The sequence below is a fragment of the Acinetobacter sp. YH01025 genome (assembly GCF_013420185.1).
GTDB lineage: Bacteria > Pseudomonadota > Gammaproteobacteria > Pseudomonadales > Moraxellaceae > Acinetobacter > Acinetobacter indicus.
On record NZ_VOYR01000013.1, the window covers coordinates 38592 to 62322 of the forward strand.

Sequence of the window (23731 nt, forward strand, 5' to 3'; positions counted from 1 at the left end):
CGTCTTTACAAACTTTAAATCGTCGCTTCTGTCGAAAAAAGTTCGATTGTCAATAAAGTGTCACTACTAAATGAGAGTATTTTTCTGTATAATTTGCCCTCAAATTTAAAGCGTATCGAATTTACATGTCAGATATTAAAACTCTCCGCAACATCGCGATTATCGCGCACGTTGACCACGGTAAAACCACTCTTGTAGATAAACTTTTACAACAATCAGGTGCTCTCGGTGAACGAGCGGGCGAGATTGAGCGTGTCATGGATTCAGGCGCTATTGAAAGTGAACGTGGTATTACCATTCTTGCAAAAAACACTGCAATCAAATGGTTAGATAAACGTACCTATACTGAATACCGTATCAACATCGTGGATACCCCGGGACACGCCGACTTCGGTGGTGAAGTTGAACGTGTCATGTCGATGGTGGATTGCGTACTTCTTCTGGTTGACTCACAAGAAGGTCCAATGCCACAAACCCGTTTCGTAACACAAAAAGCGTTCGCACGTGGTTTGAAGCCAATCGTGATCATCAACAAGGTCGACAAGCCAAACGCGCGTCCTGACTGGGTGATTGACCAGGTATTCGATTTGTTCGACAACCTGGGTGGTACTGACGAGCAGCTAGACTTCCCGGTGGTATATGCGTCTGGTTTACGTGGTGTGGCTGGTCCATCTCCAGAAGAACTGGCTGAAGATATGACACCGTTGTTTGAAACCATCGTAGACATCGTTGAACCACCAGCAGTTGACGTTGATGGTCCATTCCAGATGCAAGTGTCTTCACTGGACTATAACAGCTTCGTGGGTGTAATCGGTGTTGGTCGTATCCAGCGTGGTTCTGTAAAACTGAACACACCTGTAACTGTCATCGACAAAGACGGTAAAACACGTAACGGCCGTATCTTAAAAATCATGGGTTACCACGGTTTAGAGCGTATTGATGTAGATTCTGCATCTGCGGGTGACATCGTATGTGTAACCGGTATGGACGAGCTGCATATTTCTGACACTATCTGTGATCCGAAAAATGTTGAAGCATTACCACCGCTTTCTGTAGACGAACCAACCGTGTCTATGACATTCCAGGTCAACAACTCGCCGTTCGCGGGTAAAGAAGGTAAGTTCGTGACCTCACGTAACATCCGTGAACGTCTAGACCGCGAATTGATTCACAACGTTGCACTGCGCGTTGAAGATACTGACAGTCCTGACCGTTTCAAAGTGTCTGGCCGTGGTGAACTTCATCTTTCAGTTCTGATTGAAAACATGCGTCGTGAAGGTTTCGAGATGGGTGTATCTCGTCCGCAAGTGATCTTGAAAGAGATTGACGGCGAAATGCAAGAACCGTACGAAAACGTAACGTTTGACGTTGAAGAACAGCACCAAGGCGCTGTGATGGAACAAATGGGTAACCGTAAAGGTGAGATGACCAATATGGAAGTGGACGGTAAAGGCCGTATCCGTATTGAAGCAACTGTTCCTTCACGTGGCCTGATTGGTTTCCGTTCTGAATTCATGACCATGACGTCTGGTACCGGTATCATGACCTCTAGCTTCTCGCACTACGGTCCAATGAAACAGGGTTCTGTAGCAAAACGTCAAAACGGTGTACTGATTTCTATGGTTCAAGGGACTTGCTTGGGCTATGCACTGTTCAGCTTGCAAGACCGTGGCCGTCTATTCGCTAAACCTCAGTTAGAAGTTTACGAAGGTATGATCGTGGGTATTAACTCTCGTTCAGACGATATGGTGGTGAACCCAACCAAAGCGAAACAGTTAACCAACGTACGTGCATCTGGTACGGATGATGCGTTAACTCTGGTTCCTGCAATTGAATTCACACTTGAACAAGCACTTGAATTCATTGAAGATGATGAGCTGGTTGAAGTAACGCCGAAGTCAATCCGTATCCGTAAGCGTTACCTGACTGAAAACGAACGTAAGCGTAACAAATCTTAATTTTTAAAATTAAGAAGAAAAAAGAAACCGCCAGGTCCACTTGGCGGTTTTTTTTGTATTAAATGTTCTAAAACTACTTGGAAATAATTGAAAAAAGCGTACATTAAGCAGAAATCAAATCCTAGTAATTATGTATACTTCATCACATAAATAAAGATATATTCTGGAGCGCATATGAGCATTTTAAAAGAATTTAGAGAGTTTGCCATTAAAGGCAACATGATGGACCTGGCAGTCGGTGTCATCATTGGTGGTGCATTCGGTAAGATTATTGATTCACTGGTAAAAGATGTGATCATGCCGCTGATTTCATGGATTTTAGGTGGTGATGTCGATTTCACCAATAAATTCCTGATTCTGGGTGATAACCCGAACAATGTCCAAACCTTGGCTGCTGCCCAGGAAGCCGGTCTGAACATTTTCCATTATGGTAATTTCCTGACCATCTTCATTAACTTCCTGTTATTGGCCTGGGTGGTGTTCTGGTTGGTGAAACTGATGAACAAAATGCGCCGTAAGCAGGAAGCAGAGCCAGAACCGGCAGCAACTCCAGAAGATATTGAATTACTGCGTGAAATTCGTGACGAATTGAAAAAACGTCCGCAGGCGTAATTGAAAGCAAAAGAAAACGGCGCAAAGGCGCCGTTTTTTTATAGAATCCCTCCCAACCTCCCTTTAATAAAGAGAGGAGAAGTCCCTCTTTGCTAAAGGGGGATTTAGAGGGATTAAAAATCCATCCGGAATTTAATTTCCACCAAATGAAAACCAAACTGGCTTTTGACCGGGCCATGCAACACCCGTTCAGCAGCCGTAAAGACCAGTTTATCAATCACTGGGACCAGTTGGCCTTTTTTCACTTCACCGAGTTCACCGCCACGTTTGGCTGAGTTGCAAGTGGAATACTGTTTGGCAATTTTGGCAAAGTCTGCTCCCGCTTGCAGCTTCTTTTTTAGCTGCTCGGCAGTATCTTTATCTTTCACCAGAATATGACGGACGATGGCCGTTTTCATGGGTATTACCTCGCTGTATGTTTTGGCTTGCTGGTTTTAGGACGAGCCAGTTTGACTTTCTTCAGCGGTTGGCACTCCGGGCAAAACACTGAGGCGCGCTGACCAAGCTTGAGGTTTTCCAGTGTGGTTTCACAGTTGACACACATTTCACCGGCACGACCATAGGCCAGCAGGGTTTGCTGAAAATAGCCATTTTCACCCATGGCATTGCTATAGTCGCGTAAGGTCGATCCACCCAAATCAATGGCCTGTTTTAAAATCCGTTTGATCTCCAGGGTCAGCTGCTCAATCTGTTCCAGACTTAAGCTCGACGCCGGTTGTGCCGGGTGAATGCCCAGATTAAACAGACTTTCTGTGGCGTAAATATTGCCCACGCCCACCACCACATGGTTATCCATGATTGCAATTTTAATGCCGACATTTTTGTTTTTCAGTTTATCGGCCAGATAGTGAGCATTGAAAGCATCACTTAAAGGTTCAGGCCCGAGCGTATCAATCAGTTTGCTTTGCGAGTTTTCATCTAGCCAGAGAATGCAGCCAAAACGGCGCGGGTCGTGGTAGCGCAACTGAATATCATCAAACTGGATAATCAGATGGTCATGTTTGCGCAGTTCGGCCTCGGGTTCACATAGGCGGAAGCTGCCGGACATGCCCAGATGCCACAGCATGCTGTCCTGTTCAAACTGGGCCAGAATATATTTGGAGCGACGGGTCAGGTTCAGCAGTTTTTGCCCGACCAGTTTTTGTAGATCGTCTGGAATTGGCCAGCGTAAGCTGGACTGGCGTACCTGCACGGAATGCACGCGCTGTTCTAGCAGCGGCAATAAACTGGTTTTGGTGGTTTCAACTTCAGGTAATTCAGGCATGGACAGGCTTCGGCATGAGGATGCAGCTAATATCGGGTTGAATCTTGAAAAATACAAGACAGAGCAAGGCTGCATTATAAAGTGAATTGCCGTACCGCGCAGCCGGATCAGTCTTGCGGCTCAAACTGAACATTCACAGAAAAATAAAAGCGATTCAGCGTCCAGGTAAAAAAATGTAAGCCTGCACATCATTAATGTTGAAAATCACATGCCGCCCACAAAAAAACGCCAAGATAGGGCAAAACAAAAATGAGTTATCCAGATGAGGAGCAACATGCATACGCCGCAACACATCATCGAGATCTGTCAGCAGCAGCAACGTCAATTAAGTCTGTTTCTCGATTTAGACGGCACTCTGGCCGATTTTCAGCTTGACCCGCAGCACAGTTTTATTCCTACCTCGACTTTAAACACCCTGGCCGAATTATTGCAGTTGGGGATTCCGGTGAGTGTGGTTACTGGCCGTTCCATTGAGATGGCCAGACAGCTGTTACAGCAGTTACCGCTGCCGATTGCTGAGTTACATGGATTACAAATTTGGTGGAATAGTACAAAGAAATTACAACTTGATTTAAGTCATATTAATTATAAGCAGCTCCGGGCAGACCTGAGTCAGGCCTGTCGCGCCTACCCGAATTTACGTATTGAGGATAAGCAGTTTTCGGTAGCCCTGCACTACCGGGAATATCCAGAGCTTGCGCCGGTTGCACAGCAGATTATGGCGGTGCTGCAAGTGCGTTATCCTCAACTTAAGCTCAAGCAGGGCAAGTGTGTGGTCGAGCTTTTGCCTCAGCAAGCGAGTAAAGGTTTTGCAATTAGTCGCTTACTGGAAGCAATGCCAGAAAACAGCACTTTTCCCATTTTTATTGGTGATGATGTGACGGATGAAGATGGATTTGCCGTGGTCAATCAGCATCAGGGTTTGAGTATTAAAGTTGGTGAAGGCGAGACACTGGCCCGCTATCGGCTGGCCAATACCCAAGCGGTGGCGGAGTTGCTGCATTTAATAAAAATACATTGCGAAACAGGAGCAATGACCATCAAAAGAGGATGTGAGGGTAAAAATGTCAAAGCTAATCGTGTTATCCAATCGGGTCAGTTTACCGAATCCTGAAAAAAAAGCCGCAGGTGGTCTGGCGGTGGCCATGCAAGATGCACTGCATGATATTGGCGGGGTCTGGGTGGGCTGGAATGGTGAAAGAGTCGAGCAATTTTCCCAGCTGAAATTCGACTCGGTGCAGCATCAGGGGGTGGAATATCTGACCAGCCCCTTAACTGAACAGCAGTACCAGCAATATTACTGTGGCTTTGCCAACAATGCCTTGTGGCCGGCCATGCATGATCGCAGCGATTTAATTGAATACTCCACAGACGAATATCTGACTTATCAGGAAGTCAATCGCATGTTTGCCGAACAGCTACAGGCGATTGCTGAGCCGGATGATGTGATCTGGGTGCATGATTATCATTTTTTCAGTATCGCCCGGCATTGCCGCCAGTTAGGCATGCATAACAAGATTGGTTTTTTCCTGCATATTCCTTTTGCCCATGAAGCGGTGTGGCGGGAAATTCCGGTGGCATCACGTTTACTGCAAGACCTCTGTGAATATGATGTAGTTGGACTGCAAACCCAGCGCGATCAGCAGCAATGTATGCGCATTTGCCAGACCATGCTCAGTGGTGAGGAAATTCATCCTTATATCCTACGTTATCAGAATAAGCTGACCATGATGAAGAGTTACCCCATTGGGGTGAATCCAGACCTCATCCAGCACGCGGCCGCTCAGCCCTTAACGAGCACCCAAGATATCTTTGATTTTGACTCCCTGGCCCAACAAAAAACTATTATCGGCGTTGACCGGATTGATTATTCCAAAGGGCTGCTAGAACGTTTTGATGCTTTTGCCCATTTCCTGGCTTCTTATCCTGAATATCACCAGCAGGTGGTGGACCTGCAAATTGCCTGTCCATGCCGCATGGATATTCCCGCCTATCAGCGCCTGTACCAGCGTTTAGAAGACCAGATTGCCGCCATTAACAGCCAATATGCTACAGCAGACTGGTTGCCGGTGAATTGCAGTCATCAGACCTTGGCACATGAAGTGCTGATGAAAATTTACCGCCAGTCGGATATTTGCTGGGTCACTTCTTTAAAAGACGGTATGAATTTGGTGGCCAAAGAATATATTGCCGCTCAGGATGCCAATGATCCGGGCGTGCTGATTTTGTCCGATAAAGCTGGTGCTGCAGACCAGATGCCGGATGCGCTGATTGTGAATCCACATGACCGCGAGGCCATGACGCGAGCCCTGAAACAGGCACTGGAGATGCCGCGAGCAGAGCGGATACAGCGTTACAGTCGCTTAATGGATGGTCTGAAAAAATTTGATATTGCCGACTGGCATACTACTTTCTTAAATGATCTGCGCCATAACAGCTTCCTGTATCACTACAAGATGCCGCTTCGCGCCCAGGTCTCGCCGGTGATTCACTAATACGTTAACAATTTTCAATATTTATCTGCCCAGCCACGTGCTAAATCTAAACAGGGTCATCAGTTAAAAACATCAACATCGCCGTACTGTGACTGCAAGTTTGGCTACTCATGCCCGCTTGTGGTCACTGTGCTGGCAATGATGACAACCGGATAGATTGAGAACAATTATATATTTGGAATATAGAACCACTATGGACCAGATTCTGGCTGAATTTGAACAGCAGACAGCGCCTACCGCCGAAGATTACGTCACCACACTACGCCGTTTGCTGGCAGTATCACCTGAATTTCCTCATCCGGGCAGGGGGCAAACCCTGCTGCGCTGGCAACTGCTGGCCAAAGTTGCGGCCACCGATTTAACTTTGGTGAAATGGCTGGAATCACATTTCGATGCGCTGAGTATTTTAAACGAACTACAGATTCAGTCCGTTCCGGCGGGCTGGTGGGCAGTCTGGGCCGCGGAAGGCCATCCACAACCTGTACAGTATGAGCAGGGCTATTGTTCCGGTTATAAGGCTTGGTGCTCGGCGGCATATGCGGTGGATTTTGGTTTAATGACTTATCGCGGTGCAGATGGCCAGTCACAATTATTGATGGTCGAGATGCAGCAGCCTTCAATCCAAGTAGATGATAGCAGTTGGCAAGCCATCGGTATGCAGCAGACGGCCACAGCAACTGTTCATTTTCAGCACACTCCAGCCACACGCATTGCACAACCCGGAGATTATCTGAATCGGTCGGGCTTCTGGCATGGTGCAGCCGGTGTTGCGGCCTGCTGGTATGGTGCTACAGTACGTCTGGCTGAATATTTACAGCAGCATGTGCAGCAGAAAACCCATGCCTATCATGAATTGTACTTGGGCGAAGTCAGTACCCGACTGGCCGTGACACGACAGTTTTTTACCCATGTGGCTGCCCAGATAGATGCAGCGCCGGCACACAGCCATGAACTGATCATCCGGATGTTACGCGCCCAAGTTGAGGATACTGCGCTATTGGTACTGGAAAAGGTCGGAAAAGCGCTAGGCGCACGACCTTTTTGCGAGCAGGCACATTTTGCCCGGTTGGCTGCCGACTTGCCGGTATTTTTGCGCCAGAGTCATGCTGCTTTTGATCTGGCTGCAATTGGCCGCTTATCGCTACAGGAGGGGCAAACATGGCAACTCTGATCGATCCGGTAGTCGGTGACCGGAAAATCTATGGTAGCGGTACCGATCAGGCGCAGTGGCTCAATTGGTCCGGACTGACCGGGCTGCCGGATTTGAATCTGACGCAGCACTTTCCTGAGCGTGGCCGGGTACTAATTTTCGCGCCACATCCCGATGATGAAATTCTCGGTTGTGCGGGTCTGATGCAGCAACTGGCCGCGGCAGGGCGTGAACTGCTGCTGGTTGCAGTAACCAATGGTACCGGCAGCCATCCTCGGTCAAAACGTTATAGCGTTGAGCAGCTGAATGTGCTGCGGCCACAAGAAAGTCTGAATGCCTTGGCGGTGCTGGGACTGGAACATAAGGTCCAGCGCATTGCCCTGAACATTGCAGATGGCCAGGTGATGCAGGCTGAATCCGAACTGTTGCAGCAGCTACAAAACTGGGTGCAGCCTGAGGATATTCTGGTGACCACCTTCGCTCAAGATGGCCATCCCGATCATGAAGCCACCGGACGGGTGGTGCAGCATTGGGCTAGACAGCACCGGCAGCGCTGTTATCAGGTGCTGATTTGGGCCTGGCATTGGGCCATACCGGCAGATGCACGGATTCCCTGGGCGCAGGCACGAAAACTCCGTTTAACTGCACAGCAGCTGGCTTTAAAACAGCAGGCGATTCAGTGTTTTAAAACTCAGATCGAGGCTGATGACACTATTCACCAGCCGCCAATTTTATCGGCAAAAACCATTTCACGACTCTTAATCCCGTACGAGGTCTATATTGATGCGACTGAACACGGATGACTATTTTGACCAGCTGTATCAGGACAATGATGATCCCTGGCACTATCAGCAGCGCTGGTATGAGCAGCGTAAACGGCAGCTGTGTCTGGCGGCCTTGCCGCAGGCGCGGTTTCAGCGGGTACTGGAAATTGGCTGTAGCAATGGCATCTTCAGTGAATTGCTGGCTCCGCGTTGTCAGCAGCTCATCTGTGTAGATGCCAACCGTCGTGCGGTTGAACTGGCACAGGCCCGTCTGGCGAGGTTTGCGCATGTGCAGGTGAGGCAACAACGTGTCCCTGAAACCCATCTGGCGCTGGAAAATGATAGTCTATTTGATCTGATTATTCTCAGTGAAGTGGCCTATTACCTGCGTCCGGCCGAATTAGTGCAGCTAATGCAGCAGCTGCAGCAGTGTTTAAGTGCAGACGGTACGCTGCTGGCCTGTCACTGGCGTTACCCGATTGCAGGCTTTGAGCTGAATGGCGATCAGGTACATGCCTGTTTAAGGCAACACTTGGTGCTGCATCATTATTTGCAGATGAATGATCCGGATTTTCTGCTCGATCTCTGGACTCAAGATGCACAATCTGTGGCTGCGCGGGAGGGACTGATATGAGGATGGCGGTGGTGGTGCCTGCCTATAACGAAGCCGAAACGCTGGGCGCCTGTCTGGCGGCTATTCAGCACGCCATTGCACAATTACCGCCCGTTGTGTCTGAAGTCAAGGTGCTGGTGGTGCTGGACAGTTGTGATGATCAGTCTGTTGAAATTGTACAACAGGCCGGAATCGACTACTTGTGTTGTGAAGTACGCTGTGTTGGTAAGGCACGGGATTTGGGCGTGCGCGCCATGATTGCCAAAGGTGCTGACTGGATTGCCTGTACCGATGCCGATACCCAGGTTGATGCGCAGTGGTTATCTGCACAATATGCCCATCAGCCGGCAGCACTGATTTGTGGCGTGGTTGAAATTAAAGACTGGTCGCCTTTATCTGCGGCCGCCCGGCAGAAATATCTGCGCCATTATCAGGATAAAATGGACCATCGGCATGTGCATGGGGCCAATCTCAGTTTTTCTGCTGCGGCCTATTTAAAAGCCGGTGGTTTTCAGGCCAGCAGCTGTCATGAAGATTTGCAGCTGGTCGAGCAGATGCAGTGCTTAAACCTGCCGATTGTCTGGAGCAACCAGGTACGGGTCACCACCAGCAGTCGTCTGGACAGCCGGGTCAGTGATGGTTTTGCCGCCTATTTGAACCGGCTGGAACAGGCTTGTCGCGCTGCGTCTGAAGTGTGAGCGATCGTGCAAAAAATGGCTGTCATCGGCCTGACAAAAACGCAGCGTATTTTGATCAACGCCACAGTTTAATTCAGTTACATAAAGCGGTAAAAATAAACAGCTTTTAGCCAATTCGGCCGTCTATCTCGGTTAGAATAATTTTCATGAAAATCATAAGGCAGGATCGCCCCATGGCATTATTATTTGAACCTATCCATTTTGGCACGCTTGAATTAGACAACAGAATTATTATTGCCCCCATGTGCCAATATTCGGCTAATGACAAAGGCGAGCTCAGCTATTGGCATGAGCAGCAGTGGGCCAACTATGCCTTGTCGGGTGCCGGTTTATGTATTATTGAAGCCACGGCGGTGCAGCCAGAAGGGCGGATCAGCTATGCCGATTTAGGCCTCTGGAATGATTTGCAGCGTGCGCAGATGAAAGCCTTGCTGGCCAAAGTCAAAACCTTGTCACCAATGCCATTTGCGGTGCAGCTGGCACATGCCGGACGTAAGGCATCTACCGATAAACCGTGGCTGGGCAAGGACCAGTTTGCGCCGGATCATGCCCAGGGCTGGCAAACCGTATCGGCCAGTAATTTGCCGTTTAACCCGACCGATCATGCCCCTCATGCACTAAGTCTGAATGAAATTGAACAGGTGATTGCCGACTTTGCCAGTGCTGCGGTACGTGCAGTGGATGCCGGCTTTGATTTAATTGAAATCCATGCTGCCCATGGCTATCTGTTGCATCAGTTTATGTCGCCGTTATCCAATGTCCGCGATGATGAATATGGCGGCAGTTTTGAAAACCGGATTCGTTTAACCCTGGAGGTATTCCAGGCCATGAAACAGGTGGTGCCAGAAGGTTATCCGATTGGGGTGCGTCTGTCTGCTACCGACTGGATGGATGCGCAGGGCGGCTGGAATATCCAGTCTACGGTTGGGGTGGCTAAAGCGCTGGAACAGTTGGGTGCGGCTTATATTCATGTGTCCAGTGCCGGTCTGCATGCCCAGCAGAGTATCGAGATCGGGCCAAGCTATCAGGTGCCTTTTGCTCATGCCATTAAACAGGCGGTGCATCGTATTCCGGTGATTTCTGTGGGCCTGATTACCGAAGCGGTGCAGGCTGAAGAAATTCTGCAAAATCAGTATGCAGATGCCATTGGTCTGGCACGAGCGATGCTTTATGATCCACGTTGGCCGTGGCATGCCGCCGCTGAACTGGGCGGGCAGATTGCCATCGCGCCGCAATACTTGCGCTGTCAGCCGCATGGCTTGAAAGATTTGTTCCATCCATTTCCTGTTCAGGAATAAGCAACAGCAGCATCAGGGATGATGCATTTTAGATCTCGTTCTAGAGAAGGAAGGCACTTTTGTTGCTGAATATTTTACTGCCCTTGGTGGCAGTACTGGCGCTGGGCTATAGCAGCGTACGTACCAATTTTCTGGCGGCCACGCATATTCAGGCCCTGAGCCAGTTTGTGATGAAGGTTTCACTGCCAGCCTTTTTACTGTATGCCCTGGCCAGTAAAGACCTGGCCGAAATCTGGCATCCCGGTTATTTTATTGGTTATGGACTGGGCTCGCTGATCCTGTTTTTTCTGGCGTTAGTCATTTATAAAACCTATTTCCGGCATAGCCTGACCCACGCCAGTGTGCTGTCGATGGGCGCGTCGATGTCCAATACCGGCTTTATTGGCACGGCTATTTTAACCCTGCTGATTGGCAGTCATTCCGCCATTTATCTGTCATTAACTCTAATTATTGAAAACCTGATTATTGTGGCGATGGTGCTGTTTCTGGCCGAAGCCGGTTTGCAAAAGCAAAACCATCATCTTTCGGCGTTATATCTGAAAACCTTAAAAAGTTTGCTAAAAAATCCGGTGATTCTGTCGATTATTGCCGGGATGGCCTGTGTCTTGCTCAATTTAAAACTACCGGACAGCATCAATCAGATTCTGGAGATGCTCGGCAAAACTGCCTCGCCGTTGGCTTTATTTGTGATTGGCGGCAGTCTGGTCGGAATGCGCCTGCATTCGGTCAATCTGCAAAGTGTGCTGCTGGTCGGGATGAAAGTCCTGCTGATGCCGCTGGTTATTTTCACCTTGTTGTGGAGTTTGCCCAATGTCAGCTCAGAAATGCTGTTTGTTGGTACGTTGCTGGCGGCATTGCCGATGCCTGTGGCCTTTGGGATTTTTGGCCAGAATTATGGCCTGAATGAACAGGCACTCCAGCCTTTAATTATGAGTACGGTCCTGGGTTTAATCGGGGTGGCTTTCTGGTTAAGTCAGTCATCGCATTTTCTTTAAATCTTTATGTATCCCAAATAAAAAAGCCCGGTCATCGGGCTTTTTTCGGTCAGCCGCATTAGCTTTTCTTGGCTGCTGCTTTTGGTGGATTCTTGGCTTGATCGGCAATCATCTTGTCCACCACAGCCAGCGATTCTTTGGCTTGCGGGACATTTTCCTTGGCTAGGGCAGAGAAAATCTTTTTCGCTTCCGGCAGGTTTTGTGGCACGATGTTGCCATTGGTAAACATATTGCCGACCGCCATCAGCGCTGGAATATAGCCTTTTTGTGCTAAATCCTGAATGCTCTTTAAGCCTTGCTGAATGGGTGCTTCATTTTTGTTTTTAAAGCCCAGGCTAATGTCATATAAGGCTTTGGCATGAATGGCCTGATTGTTGCCTTTTTTAATGAGGGGTTCCAGTAATTGCAGGCCTTTTTTATCTGAATCGGCTTTGTTTTCAGAGAAATACACCACCGCTAAATCAATGGTGGCATCATGAAAGCCTTGTGATGAAGCTTTTTGCAAATACTGTTTGGCTTTATTGGTATCCTGTTTTAGACCCAAAGTGCCGGTCAGATGGTTTTTACCGAGTACATAATTCGCCACCGGATAGCCTTTTTTCGCGGCCTGCTCATATAGCTCGATGGCTTTCTTTTCATTTTTGGCCGTACCTTGGCCGGTTTGGGTCAAATAACCCAGATTATAAATCGCTTGCGGATTACCGGTTTTGGCCAGTTTGTCTAATTCCTGATAGGCACCGCTCAGGTTGTTGGCTTTGACCATGGCTTCAATTTTGGCGAAAGCCGGATCGGTCGGAATACTGTTATTGCTGTTGGCGAGGGTAAATTGTGTCGAAAGGGCAACCAGACTTGCCAAAATCAGTTTTTTCATCGTTGTATAAAACCTTGTATCAATAACCACATAATTCCATTTATGTGTGGGGAATAAATTGTCACTCATCATCATAAGATGAAATCAAAGAATGTAAATATAGATGTATCGGAATCCGGTAATTTTTTCAAACCACGTAGGAACAATAATAAAAAAATCCTGAATTTAAGGATTGCTTCAATTTGTAAATCAGTCTCGTTTTTTGCGTATTTAGATGAAAATCTTCACTCTAAGGTGGTTTTTTTGACGGATAAAAAAACAACCCAAGTTACACGTGTCACTTGGGCTGTTTTTCATAGATCTGCTAGTGACACGCTTAATTTTGCGGCCGCGCCACATCACCGCTTAAAGCTTCAGGTAAATCCAGAACCGTTACATCCATCTCGGCTAAGGCATCCGGTTTTGCTACCACCAAAGCTTGATAACCGCTATCAATAGCCAGGCTATTCACTACTTCTACATCATTGTTCAGTTTGCTGGCGATAGCCGGAGCATCGCCTGTACCCTGAATCAGATGCAGCCAGTGTTTTGGCTTGGCTTTAAACCATAAACGGGCAATCACTTCCTGACCCAAATAACAGCCTTTGTCATAATGAATGCCTTCACGCTGATGCAGGCGCAGTTCCTGTGGCTGGAACAGTTCCGCGGTGCTGGCCTGAATCCAGGCCTGACCACTTTCAAGCGCCTTTAATTGCCATGCTTGAATATCCTGTTCAGTACTTGTGAACTGGGTGTTTAGACCGTTTACGACCGGATAAACCTGACCGGCTTCTTCCAGTTTCATTTTCGAGAAAGCACCAAACTTTTTAATGTGTTTGGCAAAGTCTTCAGCTTGATCGGCCGTTACTACAATTTCAAACTGTTCAGCATTCTGTTTGGTCAGCCATAAACCAAACAGAATACGGCCTTTCAGGCTACAAATTGCAGTATAACGGGTTTCGGTTTGCGGCAGTTTTTCGACATCTACCGTGACTTGACCTTGTAAGAATTTTTGCGCATCTACACCGTTTAAAGTGAATGCAGAGAAAGTCAGATTACTCATGTTCTAATCTCGAAACCGTATCTAATACTAAAGAATGAGGTTAATTTTGCGCTATTTTTCATAAAAAATCATATTTCTGGCCAGAATTTTCTATTAGATGTAACCAAATTTTTCAAAAATGTATTATTTTAAACTTAAGTTTATGAAATATATGAAATTTGGGAAATAGGCTTCGGGCAGCGTACAATGCCAAGCAGCATGAATGTTAAACAACAAAACTTTGAAAGAAGAAGTCAGAACAAGGCAGGTACGCTATGAATAACAACTACCGTAAACCGCTGCAAGGCACCCCGCTAGAATATTATGATGTGCGACAAGCCGTTGAAGATATTCAGCCAGGCGCATATGCCAAACTTCCTTATACCTCCAAAGTGCTGGCCGAGCAGTTGGTGCGTCGTTGTGATCCAGCCATTTTAGAGCAGTCCTTACGCCAGCTGATTGAACGCAAGCAGGAGCATGATTTTCCATGGTATCCAGCACGTGTAGTCTGTCATGATATTTTGGGGCAAACGGCACTGGTCGATCTTGCCGGTCTGCGTGATGCCATTGCCGATCAGGGCGGTGATCCATCCAAAGTCAATCCGGTGGTGCCAACCCAGCTGATTGTCGATCACTCACTGGCGGTGGAATACGGTGGATTTGATCCGGATGCATTTGAGAAAAACCGTGCAGTCGAAGACCGTCGTAATGAAGACCGTTTCCATTTTATTGAATGGACCAAAACAGCCTTTAAAAATGTCGATGTAATTCCGGCAGGCAACGGCATCATGCATCAAATTAACCTGGAAAAAATGTCACCGGTAATTCAAAACCGTGATGGCGTAGCATTCCCAGATACCTGCGTGGGTACAGACTCGCATACCCCGCATACCGATGCGCTAGGCGTGATTTCAGTCGGTGTGGGTGGTCTTGAAGCTGAAAATGTGATGCTGGGTCGTGCATCTTGGATGCGTCTGCCGGACATTATTGGGGTAGAATTGGTTGGTCAGCGTCAGCCGGGCATTACTGCGACGGACATCGTCTTGGCGTTAACTGAATTCCTGCGTAAAGAGCGTGTGGTCGGTGCCTATTTAGAGTTCTTTGGTGAAGGTGCGGACAGCATGTCAGTGGGTGATCGTGCCACCATCTCCAATATGACCCCTGAATATGGTGCAACCGCTGCGATGTTCTATATTGATCAGAACACCATCGACTATTTAACCCTGACCGGTCGTGAGCCTGAACAAGTCAAACTGGTTGAAACCTATGCCAAAGAAATTGGGCTTTGGGCATCTGACATGACACAGGCGGAATATCCACGTGTGCTGCGTTTCGACTTATCAACGGTAACCCGTAATATTGCAGGGCCGTCGAACCCACATGCACGTGTATCCACAAGTGACTTAAAAGAAAAAGGCATTGCCGGTATTGTTGAACAGCGTACCGATGGTTTGATGCCAGATGGTGCCATCATCATTGCCGCGATTACCTCATGTACCAATACCTCAAACCCACGTAATACCGTTGCGGCAGGTTTGCTGGCACGTAAAGCCAATGAGCTCGGTCTTGTGCGTAAACCTTGGGTGAAATCGTCATTTGCACCGGGGTCTAAAGCAGCTGCGCTGTATTTGGAAGAAGCGGGTGTACTGAAAGACTTAGAAAAACTCGGTTTTGGCATCGTCGCTTATGCATGTACGACTTGTAACGGGATGTCAGGCGCGCTTGATCCAAAGATTCAGCAGGAAATTATTGACCGTGACCTGTATGCGACTGCGGTGCTGTCGGGCAACCGTAACTTCGATGGTCGTATCCATCCGTATGCAAAACAGGCTTTCCTGGCATCTCCGCCACTCGTGGTTGCCTATGCAATTGCCGGTACCATCCGTTTTGACATCGAAAAAGATGCGTTGGGCACCGACCAGAACGGTAATCCAATTTATCTGAAAGACATTTGGCCGTCGGATGAAGAAATTGATGCATTAGTGAAAACCTCGGTGAAGCCTGAGCAGTTCCAGAAAGTCTATATTCCAATGTTTGACTTGGGCGAAGTGGAGCAGGCGGCAAGTCCGCTATATGACTGGCGTCCGCAAAGTACTTATATTCGCCGTCCACCATATTGGGAAGGCGCGCTGGCTGCACCGCGTACATTAGCCAATATGCGTCCGCTGGCAATTTTGGGCGATAACATTACCACTGACCATTTATCACCATCGAATGCAATTATTCTGGATTCGGCGGCAGGTGAATATCTGGCGAAAATGGGCTTGCCTGAGGAAGATTTCAACTCCTATGCCACCCACCGGGGTGATCACTTGACGGCACAACGTGCAACGCTGGCCAACCCGAAATTGTTTAATGAAATGGTGGTACGTTCTGACGGTACCATTAAGCAAGGTTCCAAAGCGCGTGTCGAGCCTGAAGGCGAAGTAATGCGGATGTGGGAAGCGATTGAAACCTACATGAATCGTAAACAGCCGCTGATTATTGTTGCCGGTAAAGACTACGGCCAAGGCTCAAGCCGTGACTGGGCGGCTAAAGGTGTACGCCTTGCTGGTGTTGAAGCGATTGTGGCAGAAGGTTTTGAGCGTATTCACCGGACTAACCTGGTTGGGATGGGTGTATTGCCGCTTGAGTTTAAGCCGGGCACAGACCGTAAAACTCTAGGTTTGGATGGTACTGAACTTTATAGCGTGATTGGTAATATTGCACCTCGTTCGACTTTAACACTTGTGATTGAGCGTTCCACGGCTGATGGTAAAAACCAGATTCTGGAAGTGCCAGTAACCTGCCGACTGGATACTGAAGAAGAAGTTTCTGTGTATGAAGCGGGTGGGGTATTACAACGCTTTGCGCAGGACTTCTTGGAAGGGAATGTGGCTTAACTTTTCTAGTTGCTCGTATAAATATCCCCTAGCCCCTCTTTAGAAAAGAGGGGAACTCCCTCCTTTTTTAAAGGTGAGAAGCATTGCTTCGTAAGGGGGATTAAAGTTATTGATATTGTTTAAAAAACACCCTACTGTGAAGTAGGGTGTTTTTGTTTTGGATATTTAATGTTCTTTTATGTTGATGAAAGTGGTCATACGGGTAATAACTTATTCGATATAACCCAGCCATATTTGTATTATGGTGTTATTGGTTCTACAGTTAATTTGGATATTTTAGCTAAAGAAGAGATTTCAAAAATAAGAAAAATTTTTGATGTTGATCGCTTGCATGCAGCAGAATTGGGAGAATACAAGTTAATTGATTTAGTTGCAGATTTTAAAAAATTATCAAAGAAATTTTCTTTAACTTTTGACTTTTATCGAGTAAAAAAAGACGACTATCCTGTTATATGTTTTTTTGATCAAGTATTTGATCAAGGAATAAATCCAGCGATGACATGGTCTGGATATTGGACGCCATTAAGATATGTACTATTGGCAAAATTGAATTTCCTTTTTAGTAGGGAACTAAAAAAATTAGCGTGGGAAGCTAGGTTGTGTTCAAGGGATAAGGAGGCTGATACAAAAGTTATATATATTTGTGAGCAGTTAATAACTCGTTTGGGACGGTTAGATGACTCTAGATCACGAGAGTTATTTTTAGATGTTTTGGTTTGGGCTAAAAATAATGTGAGACAGTTAATTTTTAATGCTAAATCAAAAAGGGATAAAAAATTTATTTCTCCTAATCTTATTGGATTTCAATCCGTTTATTGGGGAATAACTAAGAGGGCAAAGAAGAAAAATAAAAAAGTATTGGGAATAATCGTAGATCAACAAGATCAGTTTAATACCACACAAGATTATTTATTGCAGATTTATAGAAATGCTGAAGGTTTTTACTATAAACATGATTTCGGTTTAGGTGGTATGGATTTTAGAGATATACCTACGATTATCCCAAAATTTCAAAGCTCAAAAAAATCGGTTGGTTTAGAAATAGTTGATATTTATTTATGGCTATTTAAAAGATATTTGGAAGGTAACTTATCTAACTCTTTGCTAATTGATTTTGTAAAATCTCAGGCAAATAAAGTTTATTGTGATGAAGTATCTATTGAGGCTACTACAGAGCGTTTTGCTACTTGGATGCAAGAGTTGCCTAATATTACATACGAGCAAGAGTTGATGGCAAAGCAAATGAAACAAAAAGAAGAGTTGATGAGGAAAAAACATGTTGAAGAATATTATAAATCATTACCTATTAATGATTTAAATTAAAGTATTGGTTATAAATTAGTACTCTTCGCCCAAACGCCATCATCACTCGTCGAAATGGACAATAGACAATCATCACAGATTGGTTATACTGAATAGACCATTTCTAAATCATACGGAGAACAAAGATGGTAACTGCAGGCGACAAGCCAGGAACAGGCTTCTATTTTTGTGTCCAATGCGGACATCGCGTTTACTTAGAAATTGGTACAGACCGTTTACCCCCGTGTACCAAATGCCAAGGCAATCAATTTAACAATAAGAATGCCTAAGCAACAGCACTCAAACAGTTACCCTCTGTTTTGAATGAAAGCCCTATCACACGATAGGGCTTTTTAATGGGATCAATAAAAATATGCTGAATTTTCAGGGTGTTAGAACAGTTGAAGCCCTACAAAAAGAAAGCACAAAATCGAGATACAAATTGGTTGGATTTAAGGCTCTATCTTATTGAAAATGAATAATAAAAATTAAGGTGTTTATTACTTGAATCTGTTTAAAAATTAGCCATTAATCCCCATGTTGAATAAGACATATAGCATATTTCAGGTGCAGTCTTTGCAACATTATCTTGATCTTAACCATGACTCTGGTGTGGCCAATTATGAAATTGGTCAAGAGTTTATTCGGGTTCAGTTCCGTAAAAATAGCAGGGTCTATACTTATAGCTATGCCAGCGCCGGTGTGCAGCATGTCGAGAATATGAAACAGCTGGCCCAATATGGCGATGGGCTGAATGCCTATATCAACCGTTATACCCGCTGGCTGTATTTAAAATAACTGGCCTGTTTTTTGCTTCATGATGCTTCCTAGGAGCGCCACATCCACTTTCGGGTGGATGCTGGTTTTAAAGAAAAATCATCAGGAGCAAAGTTATGTCAAACTCTCAAGCTGCCGATTCTTATACTCAACTGCCGGTCAAGGCGCATCTGCTGGCGGGTTGGCCGTTACTGCTGGTGCTGTTTGGTGGTGCCATTGGGGTGGTTTATGCCGTGCTGGCTTACATGCTGAATATCAAAATTTATCAATCGACCTTATCTAAACTGAATAAAGTCTTGGCCAATTTGCTCTGTAGCATGTCGGCCTTAAGTGGCTGGTGGTTTAGCGCCCAGCTCATTCAAGGACAGTTATTTTAAACAGCTCGATACCTCACGATTAAAGATCTGCAATGTCCTGAACCGGGCAGAATAATCTATGCCTGAATATTCCAGAAAAATACGGAATCATGAAAAAGAATCATGATTATGGCAGCTTGAAAATAAAAAATTCTATCTAAACCGTTTGATGTGAGAAAAATTATCAAAAAGATGAAAAAACGCCGAAGCTTAGGAAAACAATCCCATCCGCTTTTGACTATTCTATTGCTCAAGGGTGAAAGGGGATCGAAAAGAGTAGATTGCTACCAGTAACGTATCACGTGCGTGTAGTACTTACCCACAAGGTCTCGATTCGGCTTAGGACGCTATAGATCAGAAGTTTATAGGCAAAAAGTTAGAACTTACCAAGTTTTAATGGTTGAAGTATTTCCCGCTCCCTTAAAAATAAAAATTTCAACATCTCTATTCTTCTTTATCTTTTTGTTATTCCTATTTCACTATATTCGTTTAAATCACCTTCATTTTCCTTTCAGTTATCGCAAACTTATTTGCCAGAATCCTACAGGGTACTGAAAGCAGCTATGCTATAAAAAATAAAAACTACCGAGCAGAACAATGAAAATTTATGTCACCAGTCTTATGCTCGATGATCAGGAAAAAGCCTTGCAGTTTTATACTCAGATACTTGGTTTTCGGCTAAAACAGGATGTGCCGGTGTGAGTATCGCTGGCTGACGCTGGTTTCTCCCGAGCAGCCAGATGGTGTAGAACTGTCGCTAGAACCAGATGTACATCCCGCAGCGAAAGCCTTTAAAGCCGCGATTAAGGCAGATGGTATTGCTTATACCTCATTTCAGGTCAACGATCTTGAGGCAGAATATCAGCGTTTACTCGCGCTAGGTGTGGTTTTTACTCAAGCACCGATGCTGGCTGGCAATGTGAAAATTGCCGTGCTGGAAGATGGCTGCGGTAATTTAATTCAACTGATGCAGCCGCTGCCTGAGTCATCATAATCACTTAGATAAATTCTCTTAAAATCGCCATTTTCTGCAAAATAAAATGAAGAATTTAACCTAGTGTATAAAAATTTCTTGTGAGTGTGCTTTATTTGGGAAAATTTCCTGAAAATATTTTAAATTGACTGATCTTCGGAAAACAATTTCGGCAGGCTTTGACTACTATATCTCTCAAGGGTGTGACGGGATCGAAAAGAGTAGCATGCTGTCAGCGGCGCAAAACGCGAGTGCAGTACTCACCCAAAAGGTCTCGATTCGGCTTAGGACGCTATAGATCAGAAGTTTATAGGCTATAAGATCATGACGTACAACGTGATGATAGTTGAAGTAAACAGCAAGTTTTCCCTGACACCCTAAAAATTCCGTGCATGACCAGAACAACAAACTATAAAAATCAAACTCGAAAAACCAGAGAATAAAAACTATTTCTCTCCAGTAGCTTCCAGATTAAATATCTATCTTCTCAATAGATTGACAGCAGATTGGCCGCTTGATATTTTGCCCCCTTTTGACTCCCAAGCCGTACCGCCATGCCTTTAAACGACAACTTTGTATATTGCCCGCCGCAAGAGCCACTAGTCCTGCTCTATGAAGATGATGATCTGGTGGTGATTGAAAAGCCAGCAGGTTTGCTGTCGGTGCCGGGGCGGTTGCCGGAGCATCAGGACAGTGCCTATTTACGCGTATTGGCGCGCTATCCACAGGCCAAAATTACCCATCGTTTAGATATGGCCACCTCGGGTATTCTGATGTTTGCCAAACATCGTGATGCAGAAGTAGCGGTGAGTAAAATGTTTCAGGCGCGCACCGTGACCAAGCACTATATTGCCCTGGTACAGGGCAAACTCGACGGAGATGGCAAAGTTGAGGTGCCATTAATTACCGACTGGGAAAACCGGCCGCGTCAGATGGTGCATTTTGAACTGGGCAAGCCGGCACAAACTTTATATCAGGGACTGGACTATAATGCCGAGATGGACATCAGCCGGGTATTGCTGACCCCAATTACCGGACGTTCACACCAGCTGCGCGTGCATATGCAGTATATCGGCCATCCAATTACCGGCGATAAGCTGTATCATCCAGAACCTGCACGCAGTCCCCTAAAACGCATGGCCTTGCATGCCAGTTATCTGGCTTTTACTCAGCCTTTAAGCGGTACCGCGGTTGAAATTCGTGGACAGGTACCGTTTTAAGCAGTTGATCCGATTTGGAGTGCTCTCCCCAAAACAGGGGATTGCCGATCCGGATAGAGATCAGGATGATAGAACAGAAAAAAATTAAGCGCTCTATCTCGGAACTGCAACAAAATTAGGGTAAGCTGACCATTAGAACAACAACACAGAACAAGGACAAAACGATGTCACGCGATTATGAACAATTTCCAGATGACGACAACGGCAACGTACTTTGGCAAATGCATGAAGATGGTGATGATCTGGACGAGGCACATGAAATTGAATATTCAATTGCCTTTACCGACCAGGAACAGGCTGAACGTTGTGCCTTATTTCTGTTAAATGAAGAACAAAAAATCTCTTTATTTCAGGATGATGATTCTGGTGTGACCGAATGGATTATTACCATTTATGTTTATATGGAACCGGCCTATGCCGATATTGTTGATTTAGAAGAATGGTTCACCAAAATCGCCAACCAGTTCCAGGGTGAATATGATGGCTGGGGCTGCATGGCCTATGTCTATGATGATGAAGACGAAGAAGAAAACTATCCAGTTTAACCCCATTTTCTAGTACAAAAAAGCATGCCGGAGCGCATGCTTTTTTGCTTTACGCTCGCTTCAACCAAAGTCATACACAGGCCCAAGGCAGAAGGCGTAGACTGAAAATTATTCGCTGTAAACAGGTGATGTCATGCAACACAGCGTACAGTTACACCGTATATTTCAGGCGCCGTTATCGCGGGTATATCGGGCCTTTGTCGATCCGCATGCCCTGGTCAAATGGATGGCACCACATGGCTTTACCGTGCAGATTGAACAGTTTGAACCCGTGGTCAACGGTCAATATAAAATTGCCTTTTGTAATTTGAGCACGGGCAAATGCCACGGTTTTCACGGGCAGTATCTGGAAGTGATTCCCGAGCAGCGACTGCGTTATCAGGATGAGTTTGATAGCCCAGATTTACCCGGACTGATTCAGGTCACGATTGAGTTTAAGGCGGTATCGGTCGGAACCGAAGTCTGGATTCAGCAGGACAATCTGCCCGATGCCATTCCCGTCGATGGCTGTTATTTGGGCTGGCAGGAATGTCTGGATTTACTCAGCCTGCTGGTGACCCCTGACATTCCGGATGAGTAAAACCATGCCCATTGCTACCAAACGTATTTATCAGGCTGTAAGCAAGCAGGACGGTACCCGGATTCTGCTGGACCGGATCTGGCCGCGCGGGATCAAAAAAGCCGATGCCCAGATTGACCTGTGGCCGAAGGATTTAACCCCCTCGACCGAACTGCGTAAATGGTTCCATGAAGATACTGAGCGGCACTGGCCCGAGTTTCAGCAGCGTTATCGGCAAGAGTTGCAGCAGCATTTGGACGCGGTGGAGGAAATCCGGCAACTGGCGCAGAAGGGACCAATTACCCTGTTAACCGCAGCAGAAAACGAACAGCATAATCATCTGCAGGTGTTTAAACAGCTGCTGGAACACCCGGGCAAATAACACAAATATTGTTATTAATCCCTAAACCGGTTAGGGATTTTAACGTGATGAAAAATATAAATGTTATAGTAGACCTTTATATTTTTTATTTTGCTCGTTTCGAGGTTTTTATGTCTTTACCGAATTGCCCAAAATGCCAGTCCGAATATACCTATCAAGATGGTGACTTGCTGATTTGTCCTGAATGCGCACATGAATGGAAAGAAGGGGAGCAGGCAGAAGCCGAGGCCGGCGCCATCATTAAAGATGCCAATGGTAATGTACTGGCCGATGGCGATACCGTGACGGTGATTAAAGACCTGAAAATTAAAGGTTCATCTTCTGTGGTGAAAGTGGGTACCAAAGTGAAAAATATCCGCCTATTGCCAGAAGCATCAGATGGTCATGATATTGACTGTAAAGTGGATGGTATTGGCGCAATTAAACTGAAATCGGAATATGTGAAAAAAGCATAATCGCACTGTTTCTCTTGGGTTTTATCTTGCTTTGAAGCAGGGTAAAACCCTGAATTTTTAAGATCACATCTGCACCATGTCGGGAGAAGGCTGATGCCACATATCCATCTTGAATATTCAGATCAGCTGCAGGCGCTTGAAATGAAGCCCTTGCTCAGTCGCATCAACCGGACGCTGGTCGAGAATGGCCTGTTTGGTAATGCCTCTGATATTAAAAGCCGCGCCATCTGCCAGCAGGACTATGTGATTGGACTGGATGAAAGCGCACAGGCCTATGTGCATGCCAAAATCTCGATTTTAAAAGGCCGTAGTACCGCCCTAAAGCAGGAAATTTCCCGGACCGTGCTGGAGGTGTTGCAGGATTATCTACCGCCACAGAATGAATTGACGTTGCAACTGTGTGTCGAAATTCTGGAAATGGACCCGGATATTTACAGCAAAGCCATCATTCATCCTTAATATTTTTCCCTTGCAATGGCACAGTTGTGTATGTGGCATTTTGCTGCTTTCAATACTTTCCCATCTTCATCTTCTGTGCTGT

The 23731-nt window shown here is 46.0% G+C and carries 27 protein-coding genes; 23 read left to right on the forward strand and 4 right to left on the reverse strand.

All coding sequences use genetic code 11. The annotated features are described in order from the left end of the window. Positions 1 to 125 precede the first annotated feature (125 nt). Both typA and mscL read left to right on the forward strand, forming a co-directional pair. The gene (gene typA / locus FTT89_RS12515; RefSeq protein ID WP_180006860.1) at positions 126 to 1958 is read left to right on the forward strand and encodes a translational GTPase TypA; all 1833 of its coding nucleotides are present in this window, start codon (positions 126 to 128) and stop codon (positions 1956 to 1958) included. 174 nt (positions 1959 to 2132) lie between these two features. Next, positions 2133 to 2570, forward strand: a complete 438-nt coding sequence (gene mscL / locus FTT89_RS12520; protein ID WP_005175830.1) for a large conductance mechanosensitive channel protein MscL — start codon at positions 2133 to 2135, stop codon at positions 2568 to 2570. Positions 2571 to 2683: 113 nt separating this feature from the next. Here mscL and FTT89_RS12525 read toward each other — a convergent pair whose 3' ends face one another. Both FTT89_RS12525 and mutM read right to left on the reverse strand, forming a co-directional pair. Then, positions 2684 to 2968: a peptidylprolyl isomerase gene (locus FTT89_RS12525; protein ID WP_005175832.1), complete on the reverse strand. Its 285-nt coding sequence runs from the start codon at positions 2966 to 2968 to the stop codon at positions 2684 to 2686. A gap of 5 nt (positions 2969 to 2973) precedes the next feature. Next, positions 2974 to 3834, reverse strand: a complete 861-nt coding sequence (gene mutM, locus FTT89_RS12530; protein ID WP_160241577.1) for a bifunctional DNA-formamidopyrimidine glycosylase/DNA-(apurinic or apyrimidinic site) lyase — start codon at positions 3832 to 3834, stop codon at positions 2974 to 2976. 274 nt (positions 3835 to 4108) lie between these two features. Here mutM and otsB point away from each other — a divergent pair, with 274 nt between their 5' ends. From otsB to FTT89_RS12570, 8 genes are all read left to right on the forward strand, one after another. After that, on the forward strand, positions 4109 to 4948 hold the full coding sequence (gene otsB, locus FTT89_RS12535) for a trehalose-phosphatase (RefSeq protein ID WP_168398938.1): 840 nt from the start codon (positions 4109 to 4111) through the stop codon (positions 4946 to 4948). Then, positions 4899 to 6329, forward strand: a complete 1431-nt coding sequence (locus FTT89_RS12540) for a trehalose-6-phosphate synthase (protein WP_180006859.1) — start codon at positions 4899 to 4901, stop codon at positions 6327 to 6329. Before otsB ends, FTT89_RS12540 begins: the two co-directional genes overlap by 50 nt. Before the next feature lie 193 nt (positions 6330 to 6522). Continuing rightward, on the forward strand, positions 6523 to 7500 hold the full coding sequence (locus tag FTT89_RS12545; RefSeq protein WP_016659825.1) for a hypothetical protein: 978 nt from the start codon (positions 6523 to 6525) through the stop codon (positions 7498 to 7500). Then, positions 7488 to 8282, forward strand: coding sequence for a PIG-L deacetylase family protein (locus FTT89_RS12550; RefSeq protein WP_005175842.1), 795 nt, complete (start codon positions 7488 to 7490; stop codon positions 8280 to 8282). The genes FTT89_RS12545 and FTT89_RS12550 overlap by 13 nt, the downstream gene beginning before the upstream one ends. Continuing rightward, complete coding sequence (locus FTT89_RS12555; RefSeq protein WP_087662250.1) at positions 8263 to 8877, forward strand: SAM-dependent methyltransferase; 615 nt, start codon at positions 8263 to 8265, stop codon at positions 8875 to 8877. The genes FTT89_RS12550 and FTT89_RS12555 overlap by 20 nt, the downstream gene beginning before the upstream one ends. Then, the gene (locus tag FTT89_RS12560; protein ID WP_180172865.1) at positions 8874 to 9554 is read left to right on the forward strand and encodes a glycosyltransferase family 2 protein; all 681 of its coding nucleotides are present in this window, start codon (positions 8874 to 8876) and stop codon (positions 9552 to 9554) included. Before FTT89_RS12555 ends, FTT89_RS12560 begins: the two co-directional genes overlap by 4 nt. A 173-nt stretch (positions 9555 to 9727) precedes the next feature. After that, a complete protein-coding gene (locus FTT89_RS12565) occupies positions 9728 to 10852 on the forward strand; it encodes an NADH:flavin oxidoreductase/NADH oxidase (protein WP_016659829.1) in 1125 nt (374 codons plus the stop codon). Positions 10853 to 10911: 59 nt separating this feature from the next. Then, a complete protein-coding gene (locus FTT89_RS12570) occupies positions 10912 to 11847 on the forward strand; it encodes an AEC family transporter (RefSeq protein ID WP_016659830.1) in 936 nt (311 codons plus the stop codon). 58 nt (positions 11848 to 11905) lie between these two features. Here FTT89_RS12570 and FTT89_RS12575 read toward each other — a convergent pair whose 3' ends face one another. Together FTT89_RS12575 and FTT89_RS12580 are read right to left on the reverse strand one after the other, a co-directional pair. Next, positions 11906 to 12718: a tetratricopeptide repeat protein gene (locus tag FTT89_RS12575; protein WP_005175859.1), complete on the reverse strand. Its 813-nt coding sequence runs from the start codon at positions 12716 to 12718 to the stop codon at positions 11906 to 11908. 316 nt (positions 12719 to 13034) lie between these two features. Further along, positions 13035 to 13760 carry a folate-binding protein YgfZ gene (locus tag FTT89_RS12580; RefSeq protein ID WP_160241570.1) on the reverse strand — a complete coding sequence of 242 codons (726 nt, stop codon included), beginning with the start codon at positions 13758 to 13760 and terminating at the stop codon, positions 13035 to 13037. Between the two features lie 254 nt (positions 13761 to 14014). On the opposite strand from FTT89_RS12580, the gene acnD reads away from it, so the two are divergent. The 13 genes from acnD (at position 14015) to FTT89_RS12640 (ending at position 23649) form a co-directional block, all read left to right on the forward strand. Continuing rightward, positions 14015 to 16621, forward strand: coding sequence for a Fe/S-dependent 2-methylisocitrate dehydratase AcnD (gene acnD / locus FTT89_RS12585; protein ID WP_127800825.1), 2607 nt, complete (start codon positions 14015 to 14017; stop codon positions 16619 to 16621). A 168-nt stretch (positions 16622 to 16789) separates the two neighbouring features. Next, positions 16790 to 17944, forward strand: a complete 1155-nt coding sequence (locus tag FTT89_RS12590; protein WP_104490811.1) for a DUF3800 domain-containing protein — start codon at positions 16790 to 16792, stop codon at positions 17942 to 17944. A 125-nt stretch (positions 17945 to 18069) separates the two neighbouring features. After that, positions 18070 to 18213: a zinc ribbon-containing protein gene (locus tag FTT89_RS12595; protein ID WP_075167893.1), complete on the forward strand. Its 144-nt coding sequence runs from the start codon at positions 18070 to 18072 to the stop codon at positions 18211 to 18213. 286 nt (positions 18214 to 18499) lie between these two features. After that, on the forward strand, positions 18500 to 18721 hold the full coding sequence (locus FTT89_RS12600; protein ID WP_005175863.1) for a hypothetical protein: 222 nt from the start codon (positions 18500 to 18502) through the stop codon (positions 18719 to 18721). Between the two features lie 95 nt (positions 18722 to 18816). Continuing rightward, positions 18817 to 19077: a hypothetical protein gene (locus FTT89_RS12605; protein WP_160243497.1), complete on the forward strand. Its 261-nt coding sequence runs from the start codon at positions 18817 to 18819 to the stop codon at positions 19075 to 19077. Positions 19078 to 19677: 600 nt separating this feature from the next. After that, positions 19678 to 19758 carry a VOC family protein gene (locus tag FTT89_RS14625; protein WP_278252568.1) on the forward strand — a complete coding sequence of 27 codons (81 nt, stop codon included), beginning with the start codon at positions 19678 to 19680 and terminating at the stop codon, positions 19756 to 19758. Next, positions 19745 to 20050, forward strand: coding sequence for a VOC family protein (locus FTT89_RS12610; protein WP_278251963.1), 306 nt, complete (start codon positions 19745 to 19747; stop codon positions 20048 to 20050). The genes FTT89_RS14625 and FTT89_RS12610 overlap by 14 nt, the downstream gene beginning before the upstream one ends. 533 nt (positions 20051 to 20583) lie before the next feature. Continuing rightward, a complete protein-coding gene (locus tag FTT89_RS12615) occupies positions 20584 to 21249 on the forward strand; it encodes a pseudouridine synthase (protein ID WP_168391100.1) in 666 nt (221 codons plus the stop codon). 164 nt (positions 21250 to 21413) lie between these two features. After that, complete coding sequence (locus tag FTT89_RS12620; protein WP_016659844.1) at positions 21414 to 21794, forward strand: ribonuclease E inhibitor RraB; 381 nt, start codon at positions 21414 to 21416, stop codon at positions 21792 to 21794. 133 nt (positions 21795 to 21927) lie between these two features. After that, positions 21928 to 22374 (forward strand): SRPBCC family protein, encoded by a 447-nt coding sequence (locus FTT89_RS12625; protein WP_045796392.1) that lies wholly within the window; start codon positions 21928 to 21930, stop codon positions 22372 to 22374. A 4-nt stretch (positions 22375 to 22378) separates the two neighbouring features. Further along, on the forward strand, positions 22379 to 22735 hold the full coding sequence (locus FTT89_RS12630; protein WP_005175875.1) for a DUF488 domain-containing protein: 357 nt from the start codon (positions 22379 to 22381) through the stop codon (positions 22733 to 22735). Positions 22736 to 22845: 110 nt separating this feature from the next. Further along, positions 22846 to 23190, forward strand: a complete 345-nt coding sequence (locus FTT89_RS12635) for a zinc ribbon domain-containing protein YjdM (protein WP_016659847.1) — start codon at positions 22846 to 22848, stop codon at positions 23188 to 23190. 93 nt (positions 23191 to 23283) lie between these two features. After that, positions 23284 to 23649 carry a 5-carboxymethyl-2-hydroxymuconate Delta-isomerase gene (locus tag FTT89_RS12640; protein ID WP_016659848.1) on the forward strand — a complete coding sequence of 122 codons (366 nt, stop codon included), beginning with the start codon at positions 23284 to 23286 and terminating at the stop codon, positions 23647 to 23649. Positions 23650 to 23731 lie beyond the last annotated feature (82 nt).

Coding starts and splice junctions, on each gene's coding strand:
- FTT89_RS12630 (WP_005175875.1), top strand. CDS start 22,379: ATGCCCATTGCTACCAAACGTATTTATCAGGCTGTAAGCAAGCAGGAC.
- FTT89_RS12620 (WP_016659844.1), top strand. CDS start 21,414: ATGTCACGCGATTATGAACAATTTCCAGATGACGACAACGGCAACGTA.
- FTT89_RS14625 (WP_278252568.1), top strand. CDS start 19,678: ATGCTCGATGATCAGGAAAAAGCCTTGCAGTTTTATACTCAGATACTT.
- FTT89_RS12565 (WP_016659829.1), top strand. CDS start 9,728: ATGGCATTATTATTTGAACCTATCCATTTTGGCACGCTTGAATTAGAC.
- otsB (WP_168398938.1), top strand. CDS start 4,109: ATGCATACGCCGCAACACATCATCGAGATCTGTCAGCAGCAGCAACGT.
- FTT89_RS12540 (WP_180006859.1), top strand. CDS start 4,899: ATGTCAAAGCTAATCGTGTTATCCAATCGGGTCAGTTTACCGAATCCT.
- typA (WP_180006860.1), top strand. CDS start 126: ATGTCAGATATTAAAACTCTCCGCAACATCGCGATTATCGCGCACGTT.
- FTT89_RS12595 (WP_075167893.1), top strand. CDS start 18,070: ATGGTAACTGCAGGCGACAAGCCAGGAACAGGCTTCTATTTTTGTGTC.
- FTT89_RS12525 (WP_005175832.1), bottom strand. CDS start 2,968: ATGAAAACGGCCATCGTCCGTCATATTCTGGTGAAAGATAAAGATACT.
- FTT89_RS12625 (WP_045796392.1), top strand. CDS start 21,928: ATGCAACACAGCGTACAGTTACACCGTATATTTCAGGCGCCGTTATCG.
- FTT89_RS12610 (WP_278251963.1), top strand. CDS start 19,745: ATGTGCCGGTGTGAGTATCGCTGGCTGACGCTGGTTTCTCCCGAGCAG.
- FTT89_RS12560 (WP_180172865.1), top strand. CDS start 8,874: ATGAGGATGGCGGTGGTGGTGCCTGCCTATAACGAAGCCGAAACGCTG.
- FTT89_RS12575 (WP_005175859.1), bottom strand. CDS start 12,718: ATGAAAAAACTGATTTTGGCAAGTCTGGTTGCCCTTTCGACACAATTT.
- acnD (WP_127800825.1), top strand. CDS start 14,015: ATGAATAACAACTACCGTAAACCGCTGCAAGGCACCCCGCTAGAATAT.
- mutM (WP_160241577.1), bottom strand. CDS start 3,834: ATGCCTGAATTACCTGAAGTTGAAACCACCAAAACCAGTTTATTGCCG.
- FTT89_RS12635 (WP_016659847.1), top strand. CDS start 22,846: ATGTCTTTACCGAATTGCCCAAAATGCCAGTCCGAATATACCTATCAA.
- FTT89_RS12545 (WP_016659825.1), top strand. CDS start 6,523: ATGGACCAGATTCTGGCTGAATTTGAACAGCAGACAGCGCCTACCGCC.
- mscL (WP_005175830.1), top strand. CDS start 2,133: ATGAGCATTTTAAAAGAATTTAGAGAGTTTGCCATTAAAGGCAACATG.
- FTT89_RS12605 (WP_160243497.1), top strand. CDS start 18,817: ATGTCAAACTCTCAAGCTGCCGATTCTTATACTCAACTGCCGGTCAAG.
- FTT89_RS12590 (WP_104490811.1), top strand. CDS start 16,790: ATGTTCTTTTATGTTGATGAAAGTGGTCATACGGGTAATAACTTATTC.
- FTT89_RS12580 (WP_160241570.1), bottom strand. CDS start 13,760: ATGAGTAATCTGACTTTCTCTGCATTCACTTTAAACGGTGTAGATGCG.
- FTT89_RS12640 (WP_016659848.1), top strand. CDS start 23,284: ATGCCACATATCCATCTTGAATATTCAGATCAGCTGCAGGCGCTTGAA.
- FTT89_RS12615 (WP_168391100.1), top strand. CDS start 20,584: ATGCCTTTAAACGACAACTTTGTATATTGCCCGCCGCAAGAGCCACTA.
- FTT89_RS12555 (WP_087662250.1), top strand. CDS start 8,263: ATGCGACTGAACACGGATGACTATTTTGACCAGCTGTATCAGGACAAT.
- FTT89_RS12550 (WP_005175842.1), top strand. CDS start 7,488: ATGGCAACTCTGATCGATCCGGTAGTCGGTGACCGGAAAATCTATGGT.